Consider the following 23378-nt stretch of genomic DNA (forward strand, 5'->3'; position numbering starts at 1 on the left):
CCCGGCAACGCCCTGCCCCTCAAGGCTTACATCTTCCAGCGCAAGCCAGCCGAGACCGAACGGCCGATCTGGAGGGTGCCGAAATTGGTCACCTGCTCGTTGCCGGCACTGCCGAAGTGGTAGTACTGCCGCTGCATTTCGTTGGTCAGGTTCACCCCACTGATATCGAAGGACATGTTGTCGTTGATCTTGTAGGAGATCTGCATGTCCACGCTCTTTTCCGGATGACGCCAGATACCGATCGGATTGGCAAACAGGGCGGCTTCGTTGGCGGCCAGGAAGCCGGAGCGCCAGACATAGGACAGGCGGGCGCTGACCGGGCCCTTTTCGTAAGCCAGGGTAGCGTTATAGGAGTTGTTGGACACGCCGAAGAACGGCGTCTCGAGCTGGGCGACGATGACGCCGGCATCATTGGCGTCCGGCACGTTCTGCGACGAGGTGAGTCGCGTATAGCTGCCCTGGAAGCCCAGGCCGTCCAGCAGGCCCGGCAGCCCTTTCGGGAAATAGATGAAGCCAAGCTCGGCGCCGCTGATCTTGCCGTTGGAGGCGTTGACCGGCGAGTTGATGACGTAGTCGTAGCCGTTCGTATGGTCGCCGCCCGAGGTCGAGTTGCGGAACGGGTCGTTGGCCGGATCGACGTGCACCCGGTGACGCAAGCCGACCACCAGGCCGTCGATCTTGCGCTTGAACAGCGTGCCGTAGAGTGCGCTGTCCTTCTGGAAATACCACTCGGCCGTCAGGTCGAAGTTCTTGGAATGCGTCGGTTTCAGGTCCGGATTGCCGCCGCTGCCCGAGCCATACCCCACCCTCGACACGTCGTCGCCGAGTTGCAGGACAGGATTCAGATCGCCAAAGTTCGGCCGGCGCAGGGTTTCACCGTAGTTAAAGCGCAGCACGACGTCCCTGGCCGGGTCGTAAATCAGGGTCATGCTGGGCAGCAGCTTGCTGGTCGACTTGCTGGCACTCGACGCCGTCACCGCCTTGGTGCTGGCATCGACCGTATAGAAGGTCATGTCGGTTTTGACCTTGACGTAACGGACGCCGAAATTGCCGCGCAGGCGATGGCCGAACAGCTCGTTCTGGGTATTCCCCATCAGGAACAGGTTGGTCGTCTTTTCATCGACCTCGAAGGTCTTCTGCAGGCGCAGCTGGTCGGTGGTCTGGAAGTTCGGATCGACCGAGTTGAAGAGCTTGCGCCAGTCGTCGATATTGTCGCGGATATAGTAAGCATTCGGTTCCACCCATGAGCGCGGCACGTCCGAGATGTCGCTGCCGAAGTTCGCGTTGGTCGAGGCATACGCCGCGCCCAGTGAGCCGAGGTTGCGGTTCAGGGTGCTCGATTGCGTCCGGTTGGCCTCCGACGCCTTGCGGTCGTCGAAGCGCGCGCCGAAGTGGATCGTGTCCAGCGGCCCCCAGTTGGCATCGAACACGCCCGCCAGCGTCGCCGTCGCGGCGCTGCCCTTGTTGCGGTTGGCGTTATCGTAGAACTGCGCGACATTCCACTTGGCCGGGTTGACCAGGTCGGCACCGTCGTTGAAGTGGAAGGCGGTGTCGTTGCTGCCGTCATTGAAGTTGACGTTGATGGACGGTGCGACGCGATCGATCCGGGTGGCTGTGAATTCCGAGTGATAGGTGCTGGTCTGGTAGGACACATCGCCATCCAGCCGCAGGCGGTCGCCGACATTCCACTTGCCGTTCAGGGCATACACATAGGAGTCGGTTGCCGAGGTAGTGTAGTCGCCGCTGTTGAAGCCATAGACGTTATTGACGGTACGGCTCTTGATGACGTTGGTTCCCGGGAAGGTCGTGATCGTCCCCGCCGGGTTGCTGCCGAGATCTCCCCACCAGTCGACAAAGCTGAACAGCAGGCGGTTGAAGGACTTGTCGCGATAACCGTTGTACATCGATTCGAAGGTGTAGACCGCATCGCTGTTCGGTTTCCACTGCAGGGCGATATTCGCGGCAGGACGCTTGCGCTCGCCTTCGACGTCGCTCTGGAAAACGGCGTCGCGCGCCAGGTAATAAGGATAGGGTTTGCCGTCGAAGTTCAGCGTCGAACCGGCGGCCATCGGCAAGCCGGTATGGGTACCGGCGGCCCAGATACTGGTGTCGGTGATGCGCTGCAGCGGCGTATAACCGGCGGGAACTTCGGCGGCATTCGGGCTGGTAAACGGCACCATGGCGCCCGGCGTCACGCTCTCGTTGCGGTAGTTGGTCTTGCTGGCCGACAGATTGACCAGCGCACCGAATTCGCCGGCGCTGGTGTCCCAGCGGTTGCTCAACATGCCGCTCAGCTGCGGGTTGGCTTTTTTCGCGGGATCGAGCCAGGTTTCACGCGCCGACAGCGACGCTTTCGGGCCTTTGAAATCGAAGGGCCGCAGCGACTTGACGTCGATCTGGCCTGCAATGCCGGTGTCCAGCTGGCTGGCGTCGCGCGTCTTGTAGACGTCGATCTGGCGCACCAGGGTCGAAGGAATGTCCTGCAGCGCGACCTGGGTGCCGGACGCGGTAAAGATATTGCGGCCGTTCCAGGTGGTCTGGACGTCGGGCAGACCACGGATCGACAAGGTGCCGACTTCGCCGCCGGCGCGATTGGTGACCTGGATGCCCGTCACGCGCTGCAGCGCTTCGACGACATTGTTATCGGGCAGCTTGCCGATGTCTTCGGCCACGACCGATTCCACGACCTGGTCGGTGGTGCGCTTGATCGCCAGGCTCTTGATCAGCGAGGCCTTGACGCCGGTGACGACCACCGTCGCGGTGTCAAGCGGTTCCGTGCTGTCGGCGGCCGCCTGCGCCCACACCGAGGCGCTGCTGAGCAGGCCGGCGCCCATCAGCACAGTCACCGTCAGCTTCAAGGACAAAGGACGTGCAGATACTTGCGATTTCATACGTCTCCTGTGTTTCTAGTTATGGGTATTTTTTTCTCAAACTGGCATTGCTCTAAAATCATGTTAGAGATCCGGCAATGATCAAGCCAATCGTTTTTTCTGGGTTTCCCATATCGGTTTCGATATCACACGAGATTTTTCAGGGACTGCATGCACAAAGAATGTCAATTTCTCGATTACGCCGAGCTGATTGCCGCCACCGATCTTGAACGGATTGTGAAAGCCGCCGACATCCCCGACGGCTTCCTGCTGGCCCGCGCCGGCCGGGTCGAGGCGCACTACCTCCCCTTCGATTACGTGAACGTCGATGCGCGCGTGGTGGTGGTCGGGATCTCGCCCGGCTTCGTACAATGGAAGAACGCGGTGCGCGCCGCGCAGCAGGGCTTGCGGGCAGGCTTGCCGCTGCCCGAGCTGCTGCGCGCGGCCAAGTACACGGGGGCCTTCAGCGGTGCGATCCGTCCCAACCTGGTGGCGCTGCTGGATGACATCGGCCTGCAGCGCTGGCTGGGCATCGCCAGTTGCGCCAGCCTGTTCGGCGCGGATGCGCACCTGATGCACGTGAGCGGGGCGCTGCGCCAGGCGGTCTTTGTCGACGGTCCCGACGGGGCAAAACTCAACTACAACGGTGCCAGCCCGAACATGCTGACCACGCCGCTGCTGCAGGACCAGCTGCTCGACTACTTCGGCCGGGAAGCGGCCCTGATCAAGGACGCCGTGTTCGTGCCGCTGGGGCCGAAGGTCGGCCTGGCCCTGGACTGGCTGGCCCGCCGCGGCGTGCTGGACGAGGGGCGCATCCTGCATGGCCTGCCCCACCCTTCCGGCGCCAACGCCGAGCGCATCGCCTACTTCCTCGGCCGCAAAGAGAAGACCGCCCTCTCCAGCCGCACGAACGGCGCGCAGATCGACGCCGACCGCCTGGCGCTGCGCGCGAAAATGGCGGCGCTGGGCATGCCGGGCATGAACCAAGGATGAGTTCACTTTGCGTGCTCCGCGTCTTGACGGCGGCGATTACACTGGAAGCGTCCCGTGTCCAAATGGCCGACCATGTCACCTCTTTCGTGGGAATACAACCAGCTCACCCTCGTGAACCTCGAAGACAAGCCCGCCGCTTTCTTCAAGGGGCTGATCCGCGCGAGCACGACGTCCATCATCATCACCGACCCGCAACAGGGCGATAACCCGATCGTCTGGGTGAACCCGGCCTTCGAGGCGGTGTCCGGCTATTCCCTGGAAGAGGTGGTCGGCCGCAACCCGCGTTTCCTGCAGAACAGCGACCGCGGCCAGCCGCCCATCGCGGCGCTACGCGAGGCCGTCGCTGCCGGACGAGCCCACACCTGCACGCTGCGCAACTACTGCAAGGACGGCACGCAGTTCTGGAGCCGCATGCACGTCTTCCCGGTCAAGAACGACGAAGGCAAGGTCGTCAACTTCGTCGCCTTCCTCGAAGACGTCAGCACGGCGATGCGGGCCCAGGCAGCGGTGGCGAGTGCGCGCGAACACCTCAGCACCGTCCTCGAGAGCATTTCGGACGGGTTCTTCTCAATCGATCACGACTGGCGCTTCACCTATGTCAACAACAGGGCCGCGGCCTGGATGCGGCGCACGCGCGAGCAACTGCTGGGCAAAATGATCTGGGACGAGTTTCCGGAAGCGGTCGGCGAGGCCTTCCACCAAGCCTATCTGCGCGCGCTGGAAAGCCAGGAGGCCACCAGCGTCGAGACGTACTACGCGCCGCTGGAGCTATGGGTCGGGGCCCGCATCTATCCCTCCGCGGATGGCATGACGGTCTTCTTCGCCGACATCAGCGAGCGCAAGGAAGCCGAGGCGCGCCTGGTCCACATGGCCACCCACGACAGCATGACCGGCCTGCACAACCGCTTCAGCTGCCTGCGCACGCTCGACCAGCTGCTGGCGACGGACAGCATGGTCGGCGTGCTGTTCATCGACCTCGACCACTTCAAGGAAGTCAACGACGCCCACGGCCACCACGCCGGCGACCTCGCGCTGCAGGAGATCGGGCGGCGCCTGGCCACCTTCGAAAACACCGATACCACGGTGTCGCGCATCAGCGGCGACGAGTTCGTCATCGTGCTCGCCAACGCGGAGGTCGGGAAAGCCAAGGCGCTGGCCGCGGCCGTGCTGCAGCGCCTGGCCGAGCCGATCGCGGTCGACCACCTGAAGGTCACGCTCGGCGCCAGTATCGGCATCGCGCTGGGCCGGGCCCGCGAACACACGGCGGACGAACTGCTCAACAATGCCGACGCCGCCATGTACGCGGCCAAGGACAACGGCCGCCACACCTTCAGCGTGTTCTTGCCCGAATCGGCGCGGCTGATCAAGGAGCGCCTGCAGTTGCGCCAGGAAGTCTTTTCGGCACTCGAGCGGCGCCAGTTCGTGCTGTTCTACCAGCCGCAGATCAGCGCCGCCAACGGCGCCGTGGTCGGCGCCGAGGCGCTGCTGCGCTGGGACCATCCGCGCCTGGGCGTGATCGCGCCCGGCGCCTTCCTGTCCATGCTCGAGGATACGCCGGCGATCACGGCGGTCGGGGCCTGGGTCTGCGAGGAAGCCTGCCGCCAGGCGCGCGAATGGGAACTGCTCGGCTACCAGCTGCAAATGGCGGTGAACGTCTCGCCGCGCCAGCTCACCGACGAGAACCTGCCGCTGCTGCTGAAAAACCTGGTGGCGCACTACGGCCTGGATACCCGCTGCATCAAGCTGGAGGTCACGGAAAGCATGCTGACCCAGGACATCGGCAAGGCCGCCACCGTCCTGCGCTCGCTGGAAGACGAGGGCTTTCGTATCGCCCTCGACGATTTCGGCACCGGCTACTCGAACCTGTCCTACCTGCGCCAGTTCCCGATCACGACGATCAAGATCGACCGCTCCTTCGTCGAGCAGATCGACGAGGACCAGCGCTGCCTGGACATCGTCATCGGCGTGATCGCCTTCGCCAAGTCGCTCAAGCTGGCGGTAATCTGCGAAGGGATCGAGACCGAGGCCCAGGCCAGCGCGATCCGCTCGACCGAATGCGACGTGCTGCAGGGCTACCTGATCGGCAAGCCGATGCGCGCCGGCGAATTCCAGGCCCTGCTGCTGGCCCAGCGCAGCACGCCGCAGCAGGCCGATCCCGGCTGCGGCCAGGCCGGGCCCGCCGAACACTGATCAGGTATTGTCGGCCAGTTTGCCGCGCAGGCTTTCCAGCTGCTGCTTGAGCGCGACGAGGTCGCCCGGCGCGCAGGCGGCGGCGCACAGCACGCCTTCCTGGATGCTTGCCGCCTCGCCGCGCATGGCGCGGCCGGCATCGGTCAGGCTGACCACGACCTGGCGCTCGTCCTGCGCGGAGCGGGTGCGCGCCACCAGGCCGGCCGCTTCCAGGCGCTTGAGCAGCGGCGTGAGGGTGGCGGAATCGAGGAAAAGCCGCGCGCCGATCTCCGACACGCTCACGCCCTCGCGCTCCCACAGCACCAGCATCACCAGGTATTGCGGGTAGGTCAGGTCCAGCTTGCGCAGCAGCTTGCGGTACACCTTGTTCATCGCCAGGCCGGTCGAATACAGCGCGAAGCACAACTGCTCGTCCAGCAGCGGGGTCTTGTTCGATTCCATGGAAGGCATACTAGATCGCGCGCTATGCAATTGCAAGCGATACGGGCTTCGCCACCACCTGGTCGCGTCCGCCGGACTTGGCTTCGTACAGCAGGCGGTCGGCGGCTTCGATCCAGGCGCTGCCCGCTTCGGCGCCGGGGGTGCCGGCCACCACGCCCAGGCTCATGCCGACCCTGCCGGCCGGACTGTCGGCGTGTTCGATCGCCAGTCCGGCGATCGTCGTGCGGATCGCCTCGGCCACGGTCCGCGCACCTTCCAGCGTGGTGTCGGGCAGGAGCACCGCAAACTCTTCGCCGCCGTAGCGCGCCGCCAGGTCGCCGGGACGGCGCGCGCCTGCCGCGATGGCGGCCGCCACCCGGCGCAGGCAATCGTCGCCGCCCACGTGGCCGTAGCGGTCGTTGTACTTCTTGAAGAAATCGACGTCGCACAGGATCAGGGCGAAGGAGGTGCCGGCGCGGCGCGCGCGCGCCAGTTCGCCGGCAAGGGCTTCTTCGAACAGGCGGCGGTTGGCAAGCCCGGTCAGGCCATCGCTCTCGGCCAGGGTCTTGAGCGCCTGGTTCTGCTGTTCCAGCGTGTCGCCGGCGCGGCGCAGTTCCGCCTCGAGCTGTTCGCGGACGCGGATCTGGCGGATCATGCGCACCCCGCCCCAGCCCAGCAGCAGGATCGCGCCCAGGACCACACCGCTCATCTTGAGCACCGAACTCCACCAGTGCGCCAAAATCTCCTCCTTCGACTGCGCGCTGGCGACCACCAGCGGATAGCCTTCCAGGTGGCGGTAGCTGTACAGACGCTCGATGCCGTCGATCCTGGCGCGCAGCATGGCCGTGCCGACCGGCCCCGACTTCCGCATCATCTGGATCACCGGTCCCTGGGCGATGCTGGTGCCGACCATACTCTCGTTGAACGGGCGCCGGTAGATCAGCGTGCCGTCGTCGAGGGCAAGCAGGATGGTGCCTTCGCTGCCGACGTCGAAGCGGTCGTAGAAGCGCCCGAAATAGCCCAGGTCCAGGGTCACCAGCGCAATGCCGCCGAAGCTGCCGTCGGGGCGGTCGATGCGGCGTGACACCGGGATCACCATCACGCCGGTGGAGCGGCTGCGCACCGGCTTGCCGACGTGGCTGCCGCGGTCGGCATGGGTCTGGTGGTATTTGAAGTAGTCGCGGTCGGCGTTGTTGTCACGGGCCGTGCTGATCGGCGCCGAGACCAACCGGCTGCCGTCCGCGCCGAACACGAACAGGCCCTGCACTTCTGTCGAATGGCCCGCGAAGGACATGAAGCGCTCATGCAGGCGTTGCCCCGCCGTGCCCTGCGCGCCATCGTGCTCGACGCGCTCCACGGTTTCGCCCAGGATCGCATCGGCGATCTTGAACGAGGTCTCGGCCTGGGCCGCCAGCGCGCGCGCCATGTTCGCGGTGCTGGCCGTGGTCTCCGCCAGCTGGCCCTGGTGCGCCGCCCACAGGCTCCAGCCGTGGATGCCGACCAGCATCACGCAGAAGGCAGTCAACAGGGCGATCGAACGGGCGATCAGCGGGCGGCGGATCTGGGTCAGGCGATGGAGGTGGGGCATGGAACGGGACAGGTTGGATCGGGAACTCGCGAGGGTTTCGGGAGGATAGCCCGTCCTTCGAAATAAGTCCAACACGCAACATTCAGACGCGCGCGTTTACGTCGCATATATGGCCGGACGGCGACTATTTACGCCTGTTTTAGGTCCTTCTCCCTAAGCTGGCCAGGTCGTCAACAACATCCTGAAGGGAAAAATGGACATTCTCAATGACAGCTTATTCATTGCCGCGACGGTCGGCCTGACCGCCCTCGTGTGCGGCCTGGCCCAGGCCTGCGAACGCCTTGGAGGCAGGCCATGAACCTCGGCTACTGGGCCGTGGGCCTGGCGGCGCTGGCCGTCCTGCTCTATCTCGTCAACGCCTTGCTGAATGCGGAGAAGCTGTGATGCCTACCGATGCGATTTTGCTACTGGCCGCCTTCATGGCCGTCGTGACGCTGCTCGCGGTGCCGCTCGGCGCGCTGCTGGCCGCCGTCGGCGAGATGCGTCCGGTGCCGGGCCTGCGCTGGCTGGCGCCGCTCGAGCGCCTGTGCTACCGCGTCGCCGGCGTGAAGCCCGAACGGGGCATGGGCTGGAAAAGCTATGCCTTCGCGCTGCTGCTGTTCAGCGGCCTGGGCACCCTGTTCGTCTACGCCGTGCAGCGCCTGCAGGGCTTGTTGCCCTTCAACCCGCAACACCTGGGCGCGGTTTCTCCCGATTCCGCCTTCAATACCGCCGTTAGCTTTGTCGGCAACACCAACTGGCAAGGCTATGCCGGCGAGCAGACCATGAGCTATTTCAGCCAGATGGTGGCGCTGGCCAGCCAGAACTTCCTGTCGGCCGCCACCGGCATCGCCGTGGTGTTCGCGCTGGTGCGCGGGCTGGCGGCGCGCTCCTCGGCCTCGGTCGGCAATTTCTGGGCCGACCTGGTGCGCGTCACCGTCTACGTCCTGCTGCCGCTGTCGCTGGTCTTCGCCGTGTTCCTGTGCAGCCAGGGCGTGATCCAGAACTTCGACGCTTACCTGCAGGTGCCGCTGCTCGACCCGGCCGCCGGCGCCCCCACCCAGACCATCGCCATGGGCCCGGTCGCGTCGCAGGAGGCGATCAAGATGCTGGGCACGAACGGCGGCGGCTTCTTCAACGCCAACTCGGCCCACCCTTACGAAAACCCGAACGCGCTCACCAATTTCCTGCAGATGGTGGCGATCTTCCTGATTCCTGCCGGCCTGTGCTTCGCCTTCGGCCGCATGGTGGGCGACCGCCGCCAGGGCTGGACCGTGTTCGCCGCGATGGCGATCCTGTTCGTGACCATGGCCCTGGCCTTGATGTGGGCCGAAGGCCAGGCCCATCCCGCCCTGCAGGCGCTCGGCGTCGACCAGGCGGCCGGGGCGCTGCAGGCCGGCGGCAACATGGAAGGCAAGGAGACCCGCTTCGGCATCGCCGCCTCCAGCCTGTTCGCGGCCGTCACCACGGCGGCCTCGTGCGGCGCGGTCAATACCATGCACGACTCCCTGATGCCGCTCGGCGGCCTGGTGCCGATGGCGCTGATGATGTTCGGCGAAGTCGTGTTCGGCGGCGCCGGCTCGGGCCTGTACGGCATGCTGGTGTTCGCCGTGCTGGGCGTGTTCATCGCCGGCCTGATGATCGGCCGCACCCCGGAATACCTGGGCAAGAAGATCCAGTCGCACGACATGAAAATGGTGTCGATCGCGATCCTGGTGACGCCGCTGGTGGTGCTGCTCGGGACCGCGCTGGCGGTGAGCAGCGGCGCCGGCACGGCCGGCATCGCCAATCCCGGCGCGCACGGCTTTTCGGAGATGCTGTACGCCGTGACCTCGGCCGCCAACAACAATGGCAGCGCCTTCGCCGGCCTGTCCGCCAACACGTCGTTCTGGAACGCCCTGCTGGGCGTGGCGATCTGGCTCGGCCGCTTCGCCATGATCGTGCCGGTGCTGGCCCTGGCCGGCTCGCTGGCCGCCAAGCCGCGCCTGGCAACCACCGGCGGCACCATGCCGACCCACGGCCCGCTATTCGTCGCGCTGCTGATCGGCGCGGTACTGCTGGTGGGCGTACTGAACTACGTTCCGGCCCTGGCGCTTGGCCCGGTCGCGGAACACCTGCAACTCTTTTCGGTGAAATGACATGGCCCATCCCGATTTAACGCTGTTCGATCCGAAACTGATCGCCCCCGCTTCGCTCGACGCCCTGCGCAAGCTGTCGCCGCGCCAGCAGTACCGCAGCCCGGTCATGTTCGTGGTCTACATCGGCGCCATCGTCACCACCCTGCTGTGGCTCGACGCCCTGAGCGGCGGCCGCTTCGTCGATGGCGGCGCGCCGGCCGGCTTCACCTTCGCGATCGCCGTCTGGCTGTGGTTCACGGTGCTGTTCGCGAACTTTGCGGAAAGCCTGGCCGAGGGCCGCAGCAAGGCCCAGGCGGCCTCGCTGCGCGCCCTCAAGCAGACCGTGATGGCCAAGAAGCTGAGCACCCCGGTGTACGGCACCACCTGGCTGCCCTGCCCCGCCGCCGACCTGCGCAAGGGCATGTTCGTGCTGGTCGACGCCGGCGACATCATCCCGGCCGACGCCGAGGTCGTGCAGGGCGTGGCCTCGGTCGACGAATCCGCCATCACCGGCGAATCGGCGCCGGTGATCCGCGAATCCGGCGGCGACTTCTCGGCGGTCACCGGCGGCACCCGCGTGCTGTCGGACTGGCTGGTGCTGCGGATCGCCGTGAATCCGGGCGAAGCCTTCATCGACCGCATGATCGCCATGGTCGAAGGCGCGGCGCGTCGCAAGACCCCGAACGAGATCGCGCTGACCATCCTGCTGGTGGCGCTGACCATCGTGTTCCTGGTCGTGACCGCGACGCTGCTGCCGTTCTCGCTGTACGCGGCGCAGGCCGCCGGCGCCGCCGGCCTGGCCAGCTCGCCGGTCACGATCGCGGTGCTGGTGGCGCTGCTGGTGTGCCTGATCCCGACCACCATCGGCGGCCTGCTGTCGGCGATCGGCGTGGCCGGCATGAGCCGCATGATGCAATCGAACGTGATCGCGACCTCGGGCCGCGCGGTGGAAGCGGCCGGCGACGTCGACGTGCTCCTGCTCGACAAGACCGGCACCATCACCCTCGGCAACCGCCAGGCCGCCGCCTTCCTGCCGGCGCCGGGCGTGACCGAGCGCGAACTGGCCGAGTCGGCGCAGCTGGCATCGCTGGCCGACGAAACCCCGGAAGGCCGCAGCATCGTGGTGCTGGCCAAGCAGAAGTTCAACCTGCGTGCCCGCGAGATGGCGGAACTGAAGGCCGCATTCGTGCCCTTCACCGCGCAGACCCGCATGAGCGGCGTCGACCTGCTCGAACGCCCGCTGCGCAAGGGCGCCGCCGACACCATGCGCAAGTACGTGCTGGGCCTGGGCGGCGTCTATCCGCAGGCGGTGTCCGCCGCCGTGGACGAGGTGGCGCGGCGCGGCAGCACGCCGCTGGTGGTGGTGGACGGCGCGCGCGTGATGGGCGTGGTCGAGCTGAAGGACATCGTCAAGGGCGGCATCAGGGAGCGCTTCGCCGAGCTGCGCCGCATGGGCATCGAGACCGTCATGATCACCGGCGACAACCATCTGACCGCGGCCGCGATCGCCGCCGAGGCGGGGGTCGACGACTTCCTGGCCGAAGCCACGCCGGAAGACAAGCTGGCCCTGATCCGCAAATACCAGGCCGAGGGCCGCCTGGTGGCGATGACCGGCGACGGCACCAACGACGCCCCGGCGCTGGCCCAGGCCGACGTGGCGGTGGCGATGAACACCGGCACCCAGGCCGCCAAGGAAGCCGGCAACATGGTCGACCTGGATTCGAACCCGACCAAGCTGCTGGAGATCGTCGAGATCGGCAAGCAGATGCTGATGACACGCGGCTCGCTGACCACCTTCTCGATCGCCAACGACATCGCCAAGTATTTCGCGATCATCCCGGCCGCCTTCGTCGCCACCTACCCGCAACTGAAGGCGCTGGACGTGATGAACCTGGCCAGCCCGGCCTCGGCGATCCTGTCGGCAGTGATCTTTAACGCCCTGATCATCGTGGTGCTGATTCCGCTGGCCCTGCGCGGCGTGCGCTACCGCGCGATCGGCGCCGCCGCCCTGCTGCGCCGTAACCTGCTGATCTACGGCCTGGGCGGCATCGTCCTGCCCTTCATCGGCATTAAACTGATCGACATGCTGCTGGCTGCCCTGCACCTGGCCTGAAGAGAACGACATGAACATGACTTCGCATTTCCGCCCCGCCGCCACCCTGCTGGTGCTGCTGACCGCGCTGACCGGCGCCGCCTACCCGGCGCTCGTGACCGGCATCGCCCGACTCGCCTTTCCCGGCCAGGCCGGCGGCAGCCTGGTGAGCCGGGACGGCAAGCCGGCAGGCTCGCGCCTGATCGGCCAGTCCTTCGCTTCGCCGCGCTACTTCTGGGGCCGGCCCTCGGCCACCGCGCCGGCCGCCAACAACGCGGCCGGCTCCTCGGTCGCCAACCTCGGGCCGTCCAACCCGGCCCTGCTGGACGCCGTCAAGGGCCGCATCGCCGCCCTGCGCGCCGCCGATCCCGACAACCTGGCGCCGGTGCCGGTGGACCTGGTCACGGCCTCGGCCAGCGGCCTCGATCCGGAGATCAGTCCGGCCGCCGCGTTCTACCAGGCCGGCCGGGTGGCACGCGCACGCGGCCTGGCGCGCGCCGAGGTCGACGCGCTGGTGCGCCGCCATAGCGAACACGCCCTGTTCGGCTTCCTCGGCGAAGAGCGCGTCAACGTGCTGGCACTGAACCTCGCGCTCGACGCTCTGCCGCCGGCCAGGGTCCCACGCCCATGATCGACGAGCGCAGGCCCGACCCGGACCAGCTGCTGGCCCAGGTGCGCGAGCAGGAAGCGCGCGCCGGCCGCGGCCGGCTGCGCATCTATTTCGGCGCCTCCGCCGGGGTCGGCAAGACCTATGCGATGCTGTCGGCGGCGCGCGCCCTGCACGCCGCCGGCGAGCGGCTGCTGGTCGGCGTGCTTGAAACCCATGGCCGGCGCGAGACCGAGAGCCTGCTCGACGGTTTGCCGCGCCTGCCGCTGCGCCAGGTAAGCTACCGCGGCAAGCTGCTCGCCGAGTTCGACGTCGACGCCGCCCTGGACAGCGGCGCGGCGCTGGTGCTGGTGGACGAGCTGGCGCATACGAACGCGCCCGGCTCGCGTCACCGCAAGCGCTGGCAGGACGTCGAGGAATTATTGGCCGCCGGGATCGACGTCTACACCACCGTCAACGTCCAGCACCTGGAAAGCCTGAACGACGTGGTTGGCGGCATCACCGGCATCCGCGTCGGCGAAACGGTACCGGACAGCGTGTTCGACGGCGCCGCCGAGGTGGTGCTGGTCGACGTCCCGGCCGACGAGCTGCTCGAGCGCCTGCGGACGGGCCGGGTCTACCAGGGGCCGCAGGCCGAACGCGCGGCCGGCAATTTCTTCCGCAAGGGGAATTTGATCGCCCTGCGCGAGCTGGCCCTGCGCCGCACCGCCGACCGCGTCGAGGGCGACGTGCGCGCCTGGCGGGTCGAGCAGTCGATCGCCACGGTGTGGAAGACCGGCGCCGCGCTGCTGGCCTGCGTCGGCCCCGGCCCGGAAGCCGAACAGGTGGTACGCAGCACGGCGCGCCAGGCCGGCCAGCTGGGCGCGTGCTGGCATGCGGTGTACGTCGAGACCCCAGCGCTGCAGCGGCTGCCGGCGGCCCGCCGCGCCGCCATCCTCGACCAGCTGCGCCTGGCCGAAAAGCTGGGCGCCACCACCGCGGTGCTGTCGGGCGCCGATGCGGCCGCCGAGCTGGCGCGCTACGCCGGCAGCCGCAATCTCTCGACCCTGGTGCTGGGCCGCCCGGCGCGCCGCCCTTTCTGGCAGCCGGGCCTGGCGCGCCGCCTGGCGCAGCTGGCGCCGGGTGCGGACCTGCTGGAAATCGCCTGCGCGGCGGCGCCGGCGCGCGCTGCCGCCGCCACGGCCGGGCAGCAAGCGGCGCAACAAGGCTCGCTGCGCCCCCTGCCCTACCTGCTGGGCGCGGGCGCCAGCCTGGCTGCCGGCGCCGTCGGCTGGCTGCTCAGCGCCTGGCTCGACCTGCCGAACATCGCGATGCTGTTCATGCTAACGGTGCTGCTGGTGGCGTATCGCCTGGGACGCGGCCCTTCGGTGCTGGCGACCTGCGTCAGCGTGGCCGTGCTCGACTTCGTGTTCGTGCCGCCGCGCCTGTCGTTCGCGGTGTCGGACCTGCAGTACCTGGTCACCTTCGGCACCATGCTGGCGGTCGGCCTGATTACCGGCCACCTGACCGCGCTGCTGCGCTTCCAGGCGCAGGTGGCGCGCCAGCGCGAACGGCGCTGGCACGCGCTCTACGAATTCGCCAGCCGCCTGTCCGGCGCCCTGCAGCCGGAGCAGGTGCTGGACGCGACCCACGAATTCGTGGCCCAGGCCTTCCGCGCCCGCGCCGCCCTGCTGCTGCCCGATGTGGAAGGCCGCCTGCAGCTGCCGCAAGACCCGGCCGCCGGCGCGCCGCAGCCCGAGGCCGGTACCGCGCAGTGGGTGTTCGACCATGGCCGCCCGGCCGGCCTCGGCACCGACACGCTGCCGGCCAGCCCGCTGTTCTACCTGCCGCTGGTGGCGCCGATGCGCACCCGCGGCGTGCTGGCGCTGGCGCCAGAGCACGACGGCGCCGGCTGGCTGCAGTCGCCGGAGCAGCGCCAGCAGCTCGACACCTTCGCCACCCTGACCGCGATTGCACTGGAGCGCGTGCATTACATCGAGGTGGCCCAGGGCGCGCTGGTCGACATGGAATCGGAGCGCCTGCGCAACTCGCTGCTGGCGGCGCTCGGCCACGACCTGCGCACCCCGCTGACGCTGCTGGTAGGCGTGTCCGAAACGCTGGCCGCCTCGCGCCCGCCGCTGGCGCCGCAACAGCTGGCGCTGGCCGCCACGCTCAAAAGCGAGGCGCTGCGCATGAACACCCTGGTCGCCAACCTGCTCGACATGGCGCGCATCCAGAGCGGCGGCGTGCACCTGCACCTGGAGTGGCAGTCGCTGGAGGAAGTGGTCGGCAGCGCGCTGCGCGCCAGCGCCGCCCTGCTGGCCGGACACACGGTAGCGGCAACGCTGCCGGCCGCGCTGCCGCTGCTGCAGTTCGACGCGCCGCTGCTCGAGCGCGTGCTGTGCAACGTGCTGGAAAACGCCGCCAAGTACACGCCGCCCGGCTCGCGCATCGCGATCGATGCGCGCGAGCGCGGCGACCTGGTCGAGCTGCGCGTCACCGACGACGGCCCCGGCCTGCCGCACGGGCGGGAAGAAACGATCTTCGAAAAATTCACGCGCGGACGGCAGGAGTCGAACACGCCCGGCGTCGGCCTCGGCCTGGCGATCTGCCGCGCCATCGTCGAAGCGCACGGCGGACGCATCCATGCCGAGCAGGCGCCGGGCGGCGGCGCCCGCATCGTGATCGCCCTGAAACGCGGCGCGCCGCCGCCGATGCCGGACCTGGAACCCGAAATGGAGGACCACCATGAGTGAGCGCCATCCCCTTGCCTTGCTGGTCGAGGACGAAGCGCAGATCCGCCGCTTCGTGCGCGAAGCGCTGCAGGACGAAGGCTGGCAGGTGTTCGAGGCCGGCGACAGCAAACACGGCCTGATCGAAGCCGGCACCCGCCAGCCCGACCTGATCGTGCTCGACCTCGGCCTGCCCGACGGCGACGGCGTCGCCTTCATTACCGAACTAAGGCAGTGGTCGCGCGCAGCCGTGATCGTGCTGTCGGCGCGCACGCTGGAATCGGAAAAGGTGCGCGCCCTCGACGCCGGCGCCGACGATTACCTCACCAAACCCTTCGGTGTCGGCGAGCTGCTGGCGCGGGCCCGCTCGGCGCTGCGCCGCCAGCGCCAGGCCAGCGCGGCGCCGGACGGCAGCAGCGTGGTGCGCTTCGGCACGGTGGCGATCGACCTGCAGGGACGCGCCGTCACCCGCGACGGCCTGGGCGTGCGCCTCGCGCCCACCGAATACAAGCTGCTGGCGGCGCTGGCACACAATGCCGGGCGCGTGGTCAGCAATCCGCAGTTGCTGCGCGAAGTCTGGGGCCAGCAATCGGCCGGCAACGCGCACTACCTGCGCATCTACATGGGACACCTGCGGCGCAAGCTGGAAGACGACCCGGCCCAGCCGAAGTACCTGATCACCGAAACCGGGGTCGGCTACCGCCTCACCCTCCCGCTCTAGTTTCTTCAACCAGCGAAGACCCGCTGCGCCGTGCCGCCAGGCCCGGCGAGGGCAGAACACATCCTCGAGAAAGTGAAAGCACCATGAAACAAGCCATCGCCACCACTGCCCTGTTCCTGCTCGCGCATGCCGCCGGCGCCCACGAAGCGTCACCTGCGCCCGCGCCGGCTGCCGTCGCCTGGAACATCGGCGCGGTTTCGGACTACCGCTACCGCGGCATCTCGCAGTCGCGCCTGCATCCGGCCCTGCAGGGCGGCGCCGACTGGTCGGACCCGGCCAGCGGCCTGTATGCCGGCACCTGGCTGTCGACCATCACCTGGGCCAGGGATGCCGGCGGCGGCGGCCACCTGGAATGGGACATCTACGCCGGTAAAAAAAGGGAATTGACGGGTGGCGTCAGCTACGACGTGGGCGTGCTCGACTACCTCTATCCGGGCAATGGCCTGGCCGACGTGCCGGGCTTCGTCAACGCCAGCACCGGCGAGATCTACGGCCAGCTCGGCTACGGCGCCTGGTATGCCAAGTATTCGCATGCGCTGAGCAATCTGTTCGGCTTCCCGGACAGCCACGGCAGCGGCTACCTGGACCTGGGCGGCAGTATCGACGCCGGCCAGGGCGTGAGCGTGCTGCTGCATGCCGGCCGCCAGCGCGTGGTGCACAACGATGCCGCCAGCTACACGGACTGGAAACTGGGCATCGCCAAGGCCTGGGCCGGCACCACGCTGACGCTGGCGGCGGTGGGCACCAACGCCGGCGCAGCAGCCTACACCTCGGCCGCGAACGGCAAATTCCTGGGCCGCAAAGCCCTGGTGCTGAGCGCAGTACGCAGCTTCTGATTACCCTGCGCTGGCCACCAGCACCGATGCCGTGTTGCGCCCCGCCTGCTTGGATTTGTACAGGGCTTCGTCGGCGGCGTGCGCCAGTGCCGACTGCTCCGGATGGGCGGACCAGGCGATGCCGATGCTGGCCGTGACCTGGCGCGGCTGGCCGTCGATCAGGAAGTCGGCACGCAGCGCTTCGAGCAGCTTGTCGGCGATGCGCCCGCACTCGCGTGCCGAGCCGACCTGTTCGAGCACGATCACGAATTCGTCGCCGGCCAGGCGCGCCACGGTGTCGGTGGCACGCACGGTGGCGGAGAGTCGCTTGGCGAATTCGCGCAGCACGGCGTCGCCGCTGGCGTGGCCGAGGGTATCGTTGATCTGCTTGAAGTGGTCGACGTCGAGATAGACCAGGGCCATCGCCATCGCGCTGCGACGCGCGCGTGCGATCGCCTGCACCAGGCGTTCTTCGTAGCTGCGGCGGTTCGGCAGGCCGGTCAGGTGGTCCGAGTGCGCCAGCGCGTGTAGCTGGCGCTCGTATTCGCGTGCCGAGGTGGCGTCGGTGGACAACACGTAGATGCCCTGCACCACGCCGTCACGCACGTGCGGCAGATAGGTGGTGCTGATCACGCGGCGGCGGCCGCGGCGCTCTTCCTCGATCTCCAGCGCCGAGGCATGGCCGTCCAGGCAGCGCTCCAGGGCCGCGCGGCGCGGCGCGAAGAAGGCTTCGCCCATCGCTTCGAGCACGGTCTTGCCGAGCATGTTGGCGCTCTTCACGCCAAACCACTCCTGGTAGCGCAGGTTGGCGAAGCCATAGCGCAGGTCGGTGTCGATATAGGCGATCAGGGCCGGCACGTTATCGGCGATGGTGCGCAGGCGCTCCTCGCTCTCGACCACGCGGGCGCGCGATGCCGTCAACTCGGTGACGTCCTGCATCGCCACCACGGCGCCGAGCGCCTCGCCGTTCGGGCCCTTCAGCGCGCGGCCGCTGGCCAGGATGCGGTGCATGCTGTGGCCATCGCCGTCCTGGCGCAGGATCACCATCGGCGCATCCTTGACACGTTCGCCGCGCAGCGCACGCGCCAGCGGAATGCGGGCTTCGTCGAGCGGCGTGAGGCCGTCTTCCTCGAACAGCTGATAGTGCCCGGCCCATTGCGCCGCCGTCAGACCGGCGACGTCCATGCCGTGCAGGTCGCGTGCGGCGCGGTTGAACAGGCTCAGGGTGCCGTCGGCGCCGCACGCGACCACGCCCACGTCCACCGATTCCAGCAAGGCGTCCAGCAATTCCTGCTTCTGCACCAGGGCCTGCTGGGCCTGCGCGCGCTGCTGCGCTTCCTTTTCCAGCAGACGGTTCTTGGCTTGCAGTTCGCGCGTACGGTCCTCGACGCGGCGCTCGAGCTGCACGTTCATCTCGCGCAGCGCCATCTGGGCGGCATCACGCGCGGCCACGAGCACGCTGCGGTTCAATTCATCCTGCACCATCTGGGCAAGGTCGCGCAGCATGCGTTTTTCGGCGTCGCTGAACTGGCGCGGCTGCTGGTCGATGATGCACAGGGTGCCGAGCGGCTGGCCGTCCACGCTGTGCACCGGCTGGCCCGCGTAGAAACGCATGAAGGGCGCGCCCACCACCAGCGGGTTGTCGGCGAAGCGCTCGTCGAGGTGGGTGTCGGGCACGACCAGCAGGTCGTCCAGCGCGACCGTGTGGCTGCAGATGGACATCGAGCGTGGCGTCTCGCTGGGTTCCATGCCGATACGCGACTTGAACCACTGACGCTGCGCATCGACCAGGGACACGAGCGCGATCGGTGCGCCGAAAGCCGTGGCGGCGATGCGCGTAAACCGGTCGAAACGGTCTTCCTGGGGCGTGTCGAGCACGCCGAGCGCGTGCAGTGCCTTGACGCGTTCGTCTTCTGCGAGATCCTGTTGACTGAGCATGAATCGTCCTTGCCGCCGAGCGGCCAACCAATGAACCGGCCACATCCAGCCGGGGGATCGGAAAGCCCGATGTGTTAGCGCTTTCCCAAGAGAACGATTCTAGTGGATTTCAAACGGGCTGTGCAGTATATCCACTATGATTTCCATGTGGAAACTATTGCAAATATTTTCATTTCTTTGTGCGAGTTATCGCCCCTGCCTGCTGGGACGGCGGCGGTTCGGGGCTGCAGATCTGACAAATTTGCGCGTTCAAAATCGAAAGCGGGGACGTGCTGAGTGGAGTTGGATACGTACAACACCACGATTTGACGAGCCATCCGAACTTGCACCAGAAGCAATTGTTATACAAGGAAGCCGTAAACCAAATGGCAAGCGGCGCCATCATCAAAGTAATCAAACAATATGTGTGTCATCTAACCGAGCAGGAAAGAGCCTCCCCGTAAGGTGAGCGTCTTACGATGAAAGGACGGCCATGGACCCTCACCAGCAGCATCCGATCCGCCTGCGCCTGAATGGGCAGGACCGGGAATTCGACGTCGAATCCTGGGTGACCCTGCTCGATCTCCTGCGCGAGCGCGCCGGGCTGACCGGCACCAAGAAAGGCTGCGACCACGGCCAGTGCGGCGCATGCACCGTGCTGCTCGACGGCCGGCGCGTGAATGCCTGCCTGACCCTGGCCGTGATGCAGGACGGCCACGAAGTCACCACCGTCGAAGGCCTGGCGAAGGAAGACGAACTGCATCCGCTGCAGCAAGCCTTCATCGATTGCGACGCCTTCCAGTGCGGCTACTGCACGCCGGGCCAGATCTGCTCGGCGGCCGGCCTGATCGCCGAAGGCCAGGCCAAAACCATCGCCGATGTGCGCGAACTCATGAGCGGTAACGTGTGCCGCTGCGGCGCCTATCCGCAGATCGTGCGCGCGGTGGCGCAGGTGCTGGAGCTGGACGCCTCGGCGCTGGACGAAGGCAAACCCTTCACCACCGGATCGGTGCTCGCATGAACCCGTTCGCCTTTACCCAACCCAAGGACATCGATGGCGTGCTGGCGCAGCTGGCCGAGGGCGCGCGCCCGATCGCCGGCGGCACCAACCTGCTCGACCTGATGAAGGAAGGCGTGATGCAGCCGCCGCAGGTGGTCGACATCAATGCCATCGCCTGCGCAGGCCTGGACGGCATCGAAGAAGCCGACGGCGGCCTGCGCCTGGGCGCCCTGGCCCGCAATGCCGATACCGCCTACCATCCGCTGGTGCGCGACCGCTACCCGCTGCTGTCCAGCGCGATCCTGGCCGGCGCCTCGCCGCAGCTGCGCAACATGGCGACCAACGGCGGCAACCTGCTGCAGCGCACCCGCTGCGTCTACTTCTACGATGTCGGCGTGCCCTGCAACAAGCGCGAACCCGGCACCGGCTGCCCGGCCAAGCACGGCATCAACCGCCAGCTGGCCATCCTCGGCACCAGCGAACAATGCATCGCGACCCACCCGTCCGACATGTGCGTGGCCCTGCGCGCGCTGGACGCGGTCGTGCACGTGCGCTCCAGCAGCGGCGAACGCGAGATCCCGTTCGGCGAATTCCACCGCCTGCCGGGCGAGCGGCCCGAGCTCGACACCACGCTGCAGCCGGGTGAGCTGATCACCCACATCGCCCTGCCCGACGCCGCGCGCTTCGTTGCGCACTCGGCCTACATCAAGGTGCGCGAGCGCCTGTCGTATGCCTTCGCGCTGGTGTCGGTGGCGGCCGCGCTCGACCTCGATGGCGGCACCATCCGCGCCGCCCGCATCGCCCTCGGCGGCGTGGCCCACAAACCCTGGCGCGTCGAGGAAGCCGAGCGCGAACTCGAAGGCAAGCAGGCCGATGAGGCCGCGTTCGCGCTGGCCGCCGAGCGCATCCTGCAAGGCGCGCGCGGCTGGGGCCAGAACGACTTCAAACTGCCGCTGGCGAAGAACGCCATCGTCCAGGCTTTACAGACCGCCGTGCGCGGCACCGCTTACGCCAGGGGAGAACGCGAATGACTGATTTGATTCCGGACCTGCGCGCCCCGAGCGCGCCGGAGGGGACCGGCCGCGTGAAGAGCGGCATGCCGGTCTCGCGCGTGGACGGCCGCGCCAAGGTGACCGGCGCCGCCAGGTACGCCGCCGAACACGCGGCGCCCGACCTGACCTATGGCGTGGTCGTCAGCGGCACCGTGGCCAAGGGCCGCATCAAGACCATCGATACGTCTGCAGCCGAAGCCGTGCCGGGCGTGATCGCCGTGCTCACGCACGAGAACCGCAAGGTCAAAATGCGCGGCAACGACCTCGCCTACAAAGACATGACGGCGCCCGCCGGCTCGCCCTTCCGTCCCCTGTACAGCGACCGCATCTTCTACAGCGGCCAGCCGGTGGCGCTGGTGGTGGCCGAGACCTTCGAAGCCGCACGCCATGCGGCCAGCCTGGTCAGCCTGACCTACGACGTCGAGGAACACGACACCAACCTGCTGGCCAACCTGGGCCGCGCCTACAAGCCGCGGCCCTTGAAGGCCGGCTTCACGCCGCCCAGCTCGAAAGGCGATGCCGATGCCGCCTGGGATGCAGCGCCGGTGAAGATCGAGGCCCAGTACTACAACGGCGTCGAGCACCACAACCCGATGGAGATGCACGCCTCCACCGTGGTCTACGGCGAAGACGGCCACCTGACCGTCTACGACAAGACCCAGAGCTCGCAGAACAGCCGCTGGTACATCTCGCATGCCTTCGGCCTGTCCAAGGACAAGGTCACGGTGCGCAACCCGTATGTGGGCGGCGCTTTCGGTTCCGGCCTGCGCCCGCAATACCAGCTGCCGCTGGCGGTGATGGCGGCCCTGCAGCTGAAGCGCTCGGTGCGGGTGGTGCTGACGCGCCAGCAGATGTTCAGCTTCGGCCACCGTCCCGAGACCTGGCACAGGATCAAGCTCGCCGCCGACCGCGACGGCCAGCTGAGCGCCATCGTCCACGAGGCGATCCAGGAAACCTCGCGGCTGGAAGACTACGTCGAGGTGGTGGTCAACTGGTCCGGGCAGATGTACGCCTGCGACAACATCAAGCTGGCCTACGAGCTGGTCGGCACCGACCGCTACACGCCGATCGATATGCGCGCACCCGGCGCGGCGCACGGCGTGCATGCGCTCGAGGTGGCGATGGACGAACTGGCCTACGAACTCAAAATGGACCCGCTGGCCTTCCGCCTCAAGAACTACGCGGAAAAGAACCCGCTCGAAGACAAGCCCTATTCCAGCAAGGAGCTGCGCCAGTGCTACCAGCTGGGTTCCGAACGCTTCGGCTGGAAGGACCGGCCGATCGAGCCGCGTTCGATGCGCGACGGCGAAGAGCTGGTCGGCTGGGGCATGGCCACCGGCATGTGGGATTCGCTGGTGATGGTGGCACGGGTCTCGGCCGTGCTGCACGCGGACGGCCGCCTGGTGGTGTCCAGCGCCGCCTCCGACATCGGTACCGGCACCTATACCGTGATGTCCATGATCGCGGCCGAAGCCATGGGCCTGCCGATGGAGCGCGTGACCTTCCAGCTGGGCGATTCGACCCTGCCGCTGGCGCCGGTCGAAGGCGGCTCCTCGCATGTGTCCACGGTCGGCTCGGGCGTGGCCGGCGCCTGCGAGAAGCTGCAGAAGACGCTGCTGAAGATGGCGCAGGCCATGCCGGATTCGATCTTCAGGAAGCTGCAGCTGCGCCAGGTCGAATTCAACGACGGCCGCATCCACCTGCGCGGTCAGCCGGACAATGGTGTGTCGCTGTCCGAGGTGCTGGCCCATGCCGGCAAGGACCGCGTCGAGGAAAAATTCCTGCTCACGCCGCAGATGCTGAAGCAGCGCAAGTACTCGCGCGCCGTGCACTCGGCCGTGTTCTGCGAGGTCCGGGTCAACGAAAAGCTCGGCATCGTGCGCGTGACGCGGGTCGTGAATGCGGTGGCGGCCGGGCGCATCATCAGCGCCAAGACCGCCGAGAGCCAGATCGTCGGCGGCGTGGTCTGGGGCATCAGCCAGGCGCTGCACGAAGAGACCTACACCGACCACCGGTTGGGCCGCTTCATGAACCACAACTACGCCGAGTACCACGTCGCCGTGAACGCCGACATCCACGACATCCAGGTCATCTTCGCCGACGAGGACGACCGCGTGGTCAGCAAGCAGCTCGGCGCCAAAGGCGTCGGCGAGATCGGCATCGTCGGCGTGGCGGCGGCGGTCTCGAACGCGATCTTCCACGCCACCGGCAAGCGCTTGCGGACCACGCCGATGTCGCCGGACAAGCTGCTGCTGGGGGACCATGAGGTGCCGCTGCACTCGCCGCCTGAGCTGAACTGAACTGAG

The 23378-nt window shown here is 67.5% G+C and carries 16 protein-coding genes; 12 read left to right on the forward strand and 4 right to left on the reverse strand.

The annotated features are described in order from the left end of the window. Nucleotides 1-26 precede the first annotated feature (26 nt). On the reverse strand, nucleotides 27-2891 hold the full coding sequence (locus NX782_RS06600) for a TonB-dependent receptor (RefSeq protein ID WP_258844640.1): 2865 nt from the start codon (nucleotides 2889-2891) through the stop codon (nucleotides 27-29). A gap of 150 nt (nucleotides 2892-3041) precedes the next feature. Between NX782_RS06600 and NX782_RS06605 the strand changes: the two genes are divergently transcribed. Next, nucleotides 3042-3863: a hypothetical protein gene (locus NX782_RS06605; protein WP_258844641.1), complete on the forward strand. Its 822-nt coding sequence runs from the start codon at nucleotides 3042-3044 to the stop codon at nucleotides 3861-3863. A 72-nt stretch (nucleotides 3864-3935) separates the two neighbouring features. Further along, nucleotides 3936-6053 (forward strand): putative bifunctional diguanylate cyclase/phosphodiesterase, encoded by a 2118-nt coding sequence (locus NX782_RS06610; RefSeq protein ID WP_258844642.1) that lies wholly within the window; start codon nucleotides 3936-3938, stop codon nucleotides 6051-6053. Here the strand turns inward: NX782_RS06610 and NX782_RS06615 are convergent, their stop codons facing one another. Further along, nucleotides 6054-6503, reverse strand: a complete 450-nt coding sequence (locus tag NX782_RS06615) for a MarR family winged helix-turn-helix transcriptional regulator (protein WP_258844643.1) — start codon at nucleotides 6501-6503, stop codon at nucleotides 6054-6056. Between the two features lie 13 nt (nucleotides 6504-6516). Then, nucleotides 6517-8061 (reverse strand): GGDEF domain-containing protein, encoded by a 1545-nt coding sequence (locus NX782_RS06620; RefSeq protein ID WP_258844644.1) that lies wholly within the window; start codon nucleotides 8059-8061, stop codon nucleotides 6517-6519. Nucleotides 8062-8355: 294 nt separating this feature from the next. Between NX782_RS06620 and NX782_RS06625 the strand changes: the two genes are divergently transcribed. The 7 genes from NX782_RS06625 to NX782_RS06655 all read left to right on the forward strand — a co-directional run bounded on the left by NX782_RS06625 (nucleotide 8356) and on the right by NX782_RS06655 (nucleotide 17124). Next, entirely contained in the window at nucleotides 8356-8445 is a 90-nt protein-coding gene (locus NX782_RS06625; RefSeq protein ID WP_258844645.1) for a potassium-transporting ATPase subunit F, read from the forward strand. Continuing rightward, nucleotides 8445-10178: a potassium-transporting ATPase subunit KdpA gene (gene kdpA, locus NX782_RS06630; protein WP_258844646.1), complete on the forward strand. Its 1734-nt coding sequence runs from the start codon at nucleotides 8445-8447 to the stop codon at nucleotides 10176-10178. The genes NX782_RS06625 and kdpA overlap by 1 nt, the downstream gene beginning before the upstream one ends. 1 nt (nucleotide 10179) lies before the next feature. Continuing rightward, nucleotides 10180-12270: a potassium-transporting ATPase subunit KdpB gene (gene kdpB, locus NX782_RS06635; protein WP_258844647.1), complete on the forward strand. Its 2091-nt coding sequence runs from the start codon at nucleotides 10180-10182 to the stop codon at nucleotides 12268-12270. A gap of 16 nt (nucleotides 12271-12286) precedes the next feature. Beyond that, entirely contained in the window at nucleotides 12287-12880 is a 594-nt protein-coding gene (kdpC, locus tag NX782_RS06640; RefSeq protein WP_258844679.1) for a potassium-transporting ATPase subunit KdpC, read from the forward strand. Then, nucleotides 12877-15591 (forward strand): DUF4118 domain-containing protein, encoded by a 2715-nt coding sequence (locus tag NX782_RS06645; RefSeq protein WP_258844648.1) that lies wholly within the window; start codon nucleotides 12877-12879, stop codon nucleotides 15589-15591. Before kdpC ends, NX782_RS06645 begins: the two co-directional genes overlap by 4 nt. After that, nucleotides 15584-16288, forward strand: a complete 705-nt coding sequence (locus NX782_RS06650) for a response regulator (RefSeq protein WP_258844649.1) — start codon at nucleotides 15584-15586, stop codon at nucleotides 16286-16288. Before NX782_RS06645 ends, NX782_RS06650 begins: the two co-directional genes overlap by 8 nt. 83 nt (nucleotides 16289-16371) lie before the next feature. Further along, nucleotides 16372-17124 carry a TorF family putative porin gene (locus NX782_RS06655; RefSeq protein WP_258844650.1) on the forward strand — a complete coding sequence of 251 codons (753 nt, stop codon included), beginning with the start codon at nucleotides 16372-16374 and terminating at the stop codon, nucleotides 17122-17124. Here NX782_RS06655 and NX782_RS06660 read toward each other — a convergent pair whose 3' ends face one another. After that, the gene (locus NX782_RS06660) at nucleotides 17125-19041 is read right to left on the reverse strand and encodes a sensor domain-containing diguanylate cyclase (protein ID WP_258844651.1); all 1917 of its coding nucleotides are present in this window, start codon (nucleotides 19039-19041) and stop codon (nucleotides 17125-17127) included. 472 nt (nucleotides 19042-19513) lie between these two features. On the opposite strand from NX782_RS06660, the gene NX782_RS06665 reads away from it, so the two are divergent. The 3 genes from NX782_RS06665 to NX782_RS06675 are packed head-to-tail and all read left to right on the forward strand — an operon-like array spanning nucleotide 19514 to nucleotide 23372. Then, nucleotides 19514-20041 (forward strand): (2Fe-2S)-binding protein, encoded by a 528-nt coding sequence (locus NX782_RS06665; protein ID WP_258844652.1) that lies wholly within the window; start codon nucleotides 19514-19516, stop codon nucleotides 20039-20041. Beyond that, complete coding sequence (locus NX782_RS06670) at nucleotides 20038-21051, forward strand: FAD binding domain-containing protein (protein ID WP_258844653.1); 1014 nt, start codon at nucleotides 20038-20040, stop codon at nucleotides 21049-21051. The genes NX782_RS06665 and NX782_RS06670 overlap by 4 nt, the downstream gene beginning before the upstream one ends. Beyond that, nucleotides 21048-23372 (forward strand): xanthine dehydrogenase family protein molybdopterin-binding subunit, encoded by a 2325-nt coding sequence (locus NX782_RS06675; protein WP_258844654.1) that lies wholly within the window; start codon nucleotides 21048-21050, stop codon nucleotides 23370-23372. Before NX782_RS06670 ends, NX782_RS06675 begins: the two co-directional genes overlap by 4 nt. Nucleotides 23373-23378: the final 6 nt, after the last annotated feature.

The sequence above is a fragment of the Massilia norwichensis genome (genome assembly GCF_024753245.1).
GTDB classification, from domain to species: domain Bacteria; phylum Pseudomonadota; class Gammaproteobacteria; order Burkholderiales; family Burkholderiaceae_D; genus Telluria; species Telluria norwichensis.

Excerpts from the sequence above, each read along its gene's own strand:
- NX782_RS06600 (WP_258844640.1), bottom strand. The coding sequence starts at position 2,891 with ATGAAATCGCAAGTATCTGCACGTCCTTTGTCCTTGAAGCTGACGGTG.
- NX782_RS06605 (WP_258844641.1), top strand. The coding sequence starts at position 3,042 with ATGCACAAAGAATGTCAATTTCTCGATTACGCCGAGCTGATTGCCGCC.
- NX782_RS06610 (WP_258844642.1), top strand. The coding sequence starts at position 3,936 with ATGTCACCTCTTTCGTGGGAATACAACCAGCTCACCCTCGTGAACCTC.
- NX782_RS06615 (WP_258844643.1), bottom strand. The coding sequence starts at position 6,503 with ATGCCTTCCATGGAATCGAACAAGACCCCGCTGCTGGACGAGCAGTTG.
- NX782_RS06620 (WP_258844644.1), bottom strand. The coding sequence starts at position 8,061 with ATGCCCCACCTCCATCGCCTGACCCAGATCCGCCGCCCGCTGATCGCC.
- NX782_RS06625 (WP_258844645.1), top strand. The coding sequence starts at position 8,356 with ATGAACCTCGGCTACTGGGCCGTGGGCCTGGCGGCGCTGGCCGTCCTG.
- kdpA (WP_258844646.1), top strand. The coding sequence starts at position 8,445 with ATGCCTACCGATGCGATTTTGCTACTGGCCGCCTTCATGGCCGTCGTG.
- kdpB (WP_258844647.1), top strand. The coding sequence starts at position 10,180 with ATGGCCCATCCCGATTTAACGCTGTTCGATCCGAAACTGATCGCCCCC.
- kdpC (WP_258844679.1), top strand. The coding sequence starts at position 12,287 with ATGACTTCGCATTTCCGCCCCGCCGCCACCCTGCTGGTGCTGCTGACC.
- NX782_RS06645 (WP_258844648.1), top strand. The coding sequence starts at position 12,877 with ATGATCGACGAGCGCAGGCCCGACCCGGACCAGCTGCTGGCCCAGGTG.
- NX782_RS06650 (WP_258844649.1), top strand. The coding sequence starts at position 15,584 with ATGAGTGAGCGCCATCCCCTTGCCTTGCTGGTCGAGGACGAAGCGCAG.
- NX782_RS06655 (WP_258844650.1), top strand. The coding sequence starts at position 16,372 with ATGAAACAAGCCATCGCCACCACTGCCCTGTTCCTGCTCGCGCATGCC.
- NX782_RS06660 (WP_258844651.1), bottom strand. The coding sequence starts at position 19,041 with ATGCTCAGTCAACAGGATCTCGCAGAAGACGAACGCGTCAAGGCACTG.
- NX782_RS06665 (WP_258844652.1), top strand. The coding sequence starts at position 19,514 with ATGGACCCTCACCAGCAGCATCCGATCCGCCTGCGCCTGAATGGGCAG.
- NX782_RS06670 (WP_258844653.1), top strand. The coding sequence starts at position 20,038 with ATGAACCCGTTCGCCTTTACCCAACCCAAGGACATCGATGGCGTGCTG.
- NX782_RS06675 (WP_258844654.1), top strand. The coding sequence starts at position 21,048 with ATGACTGATTTGATTCCGGACCTGCGCGCCCCGAGCGCGCCGGAGGGG.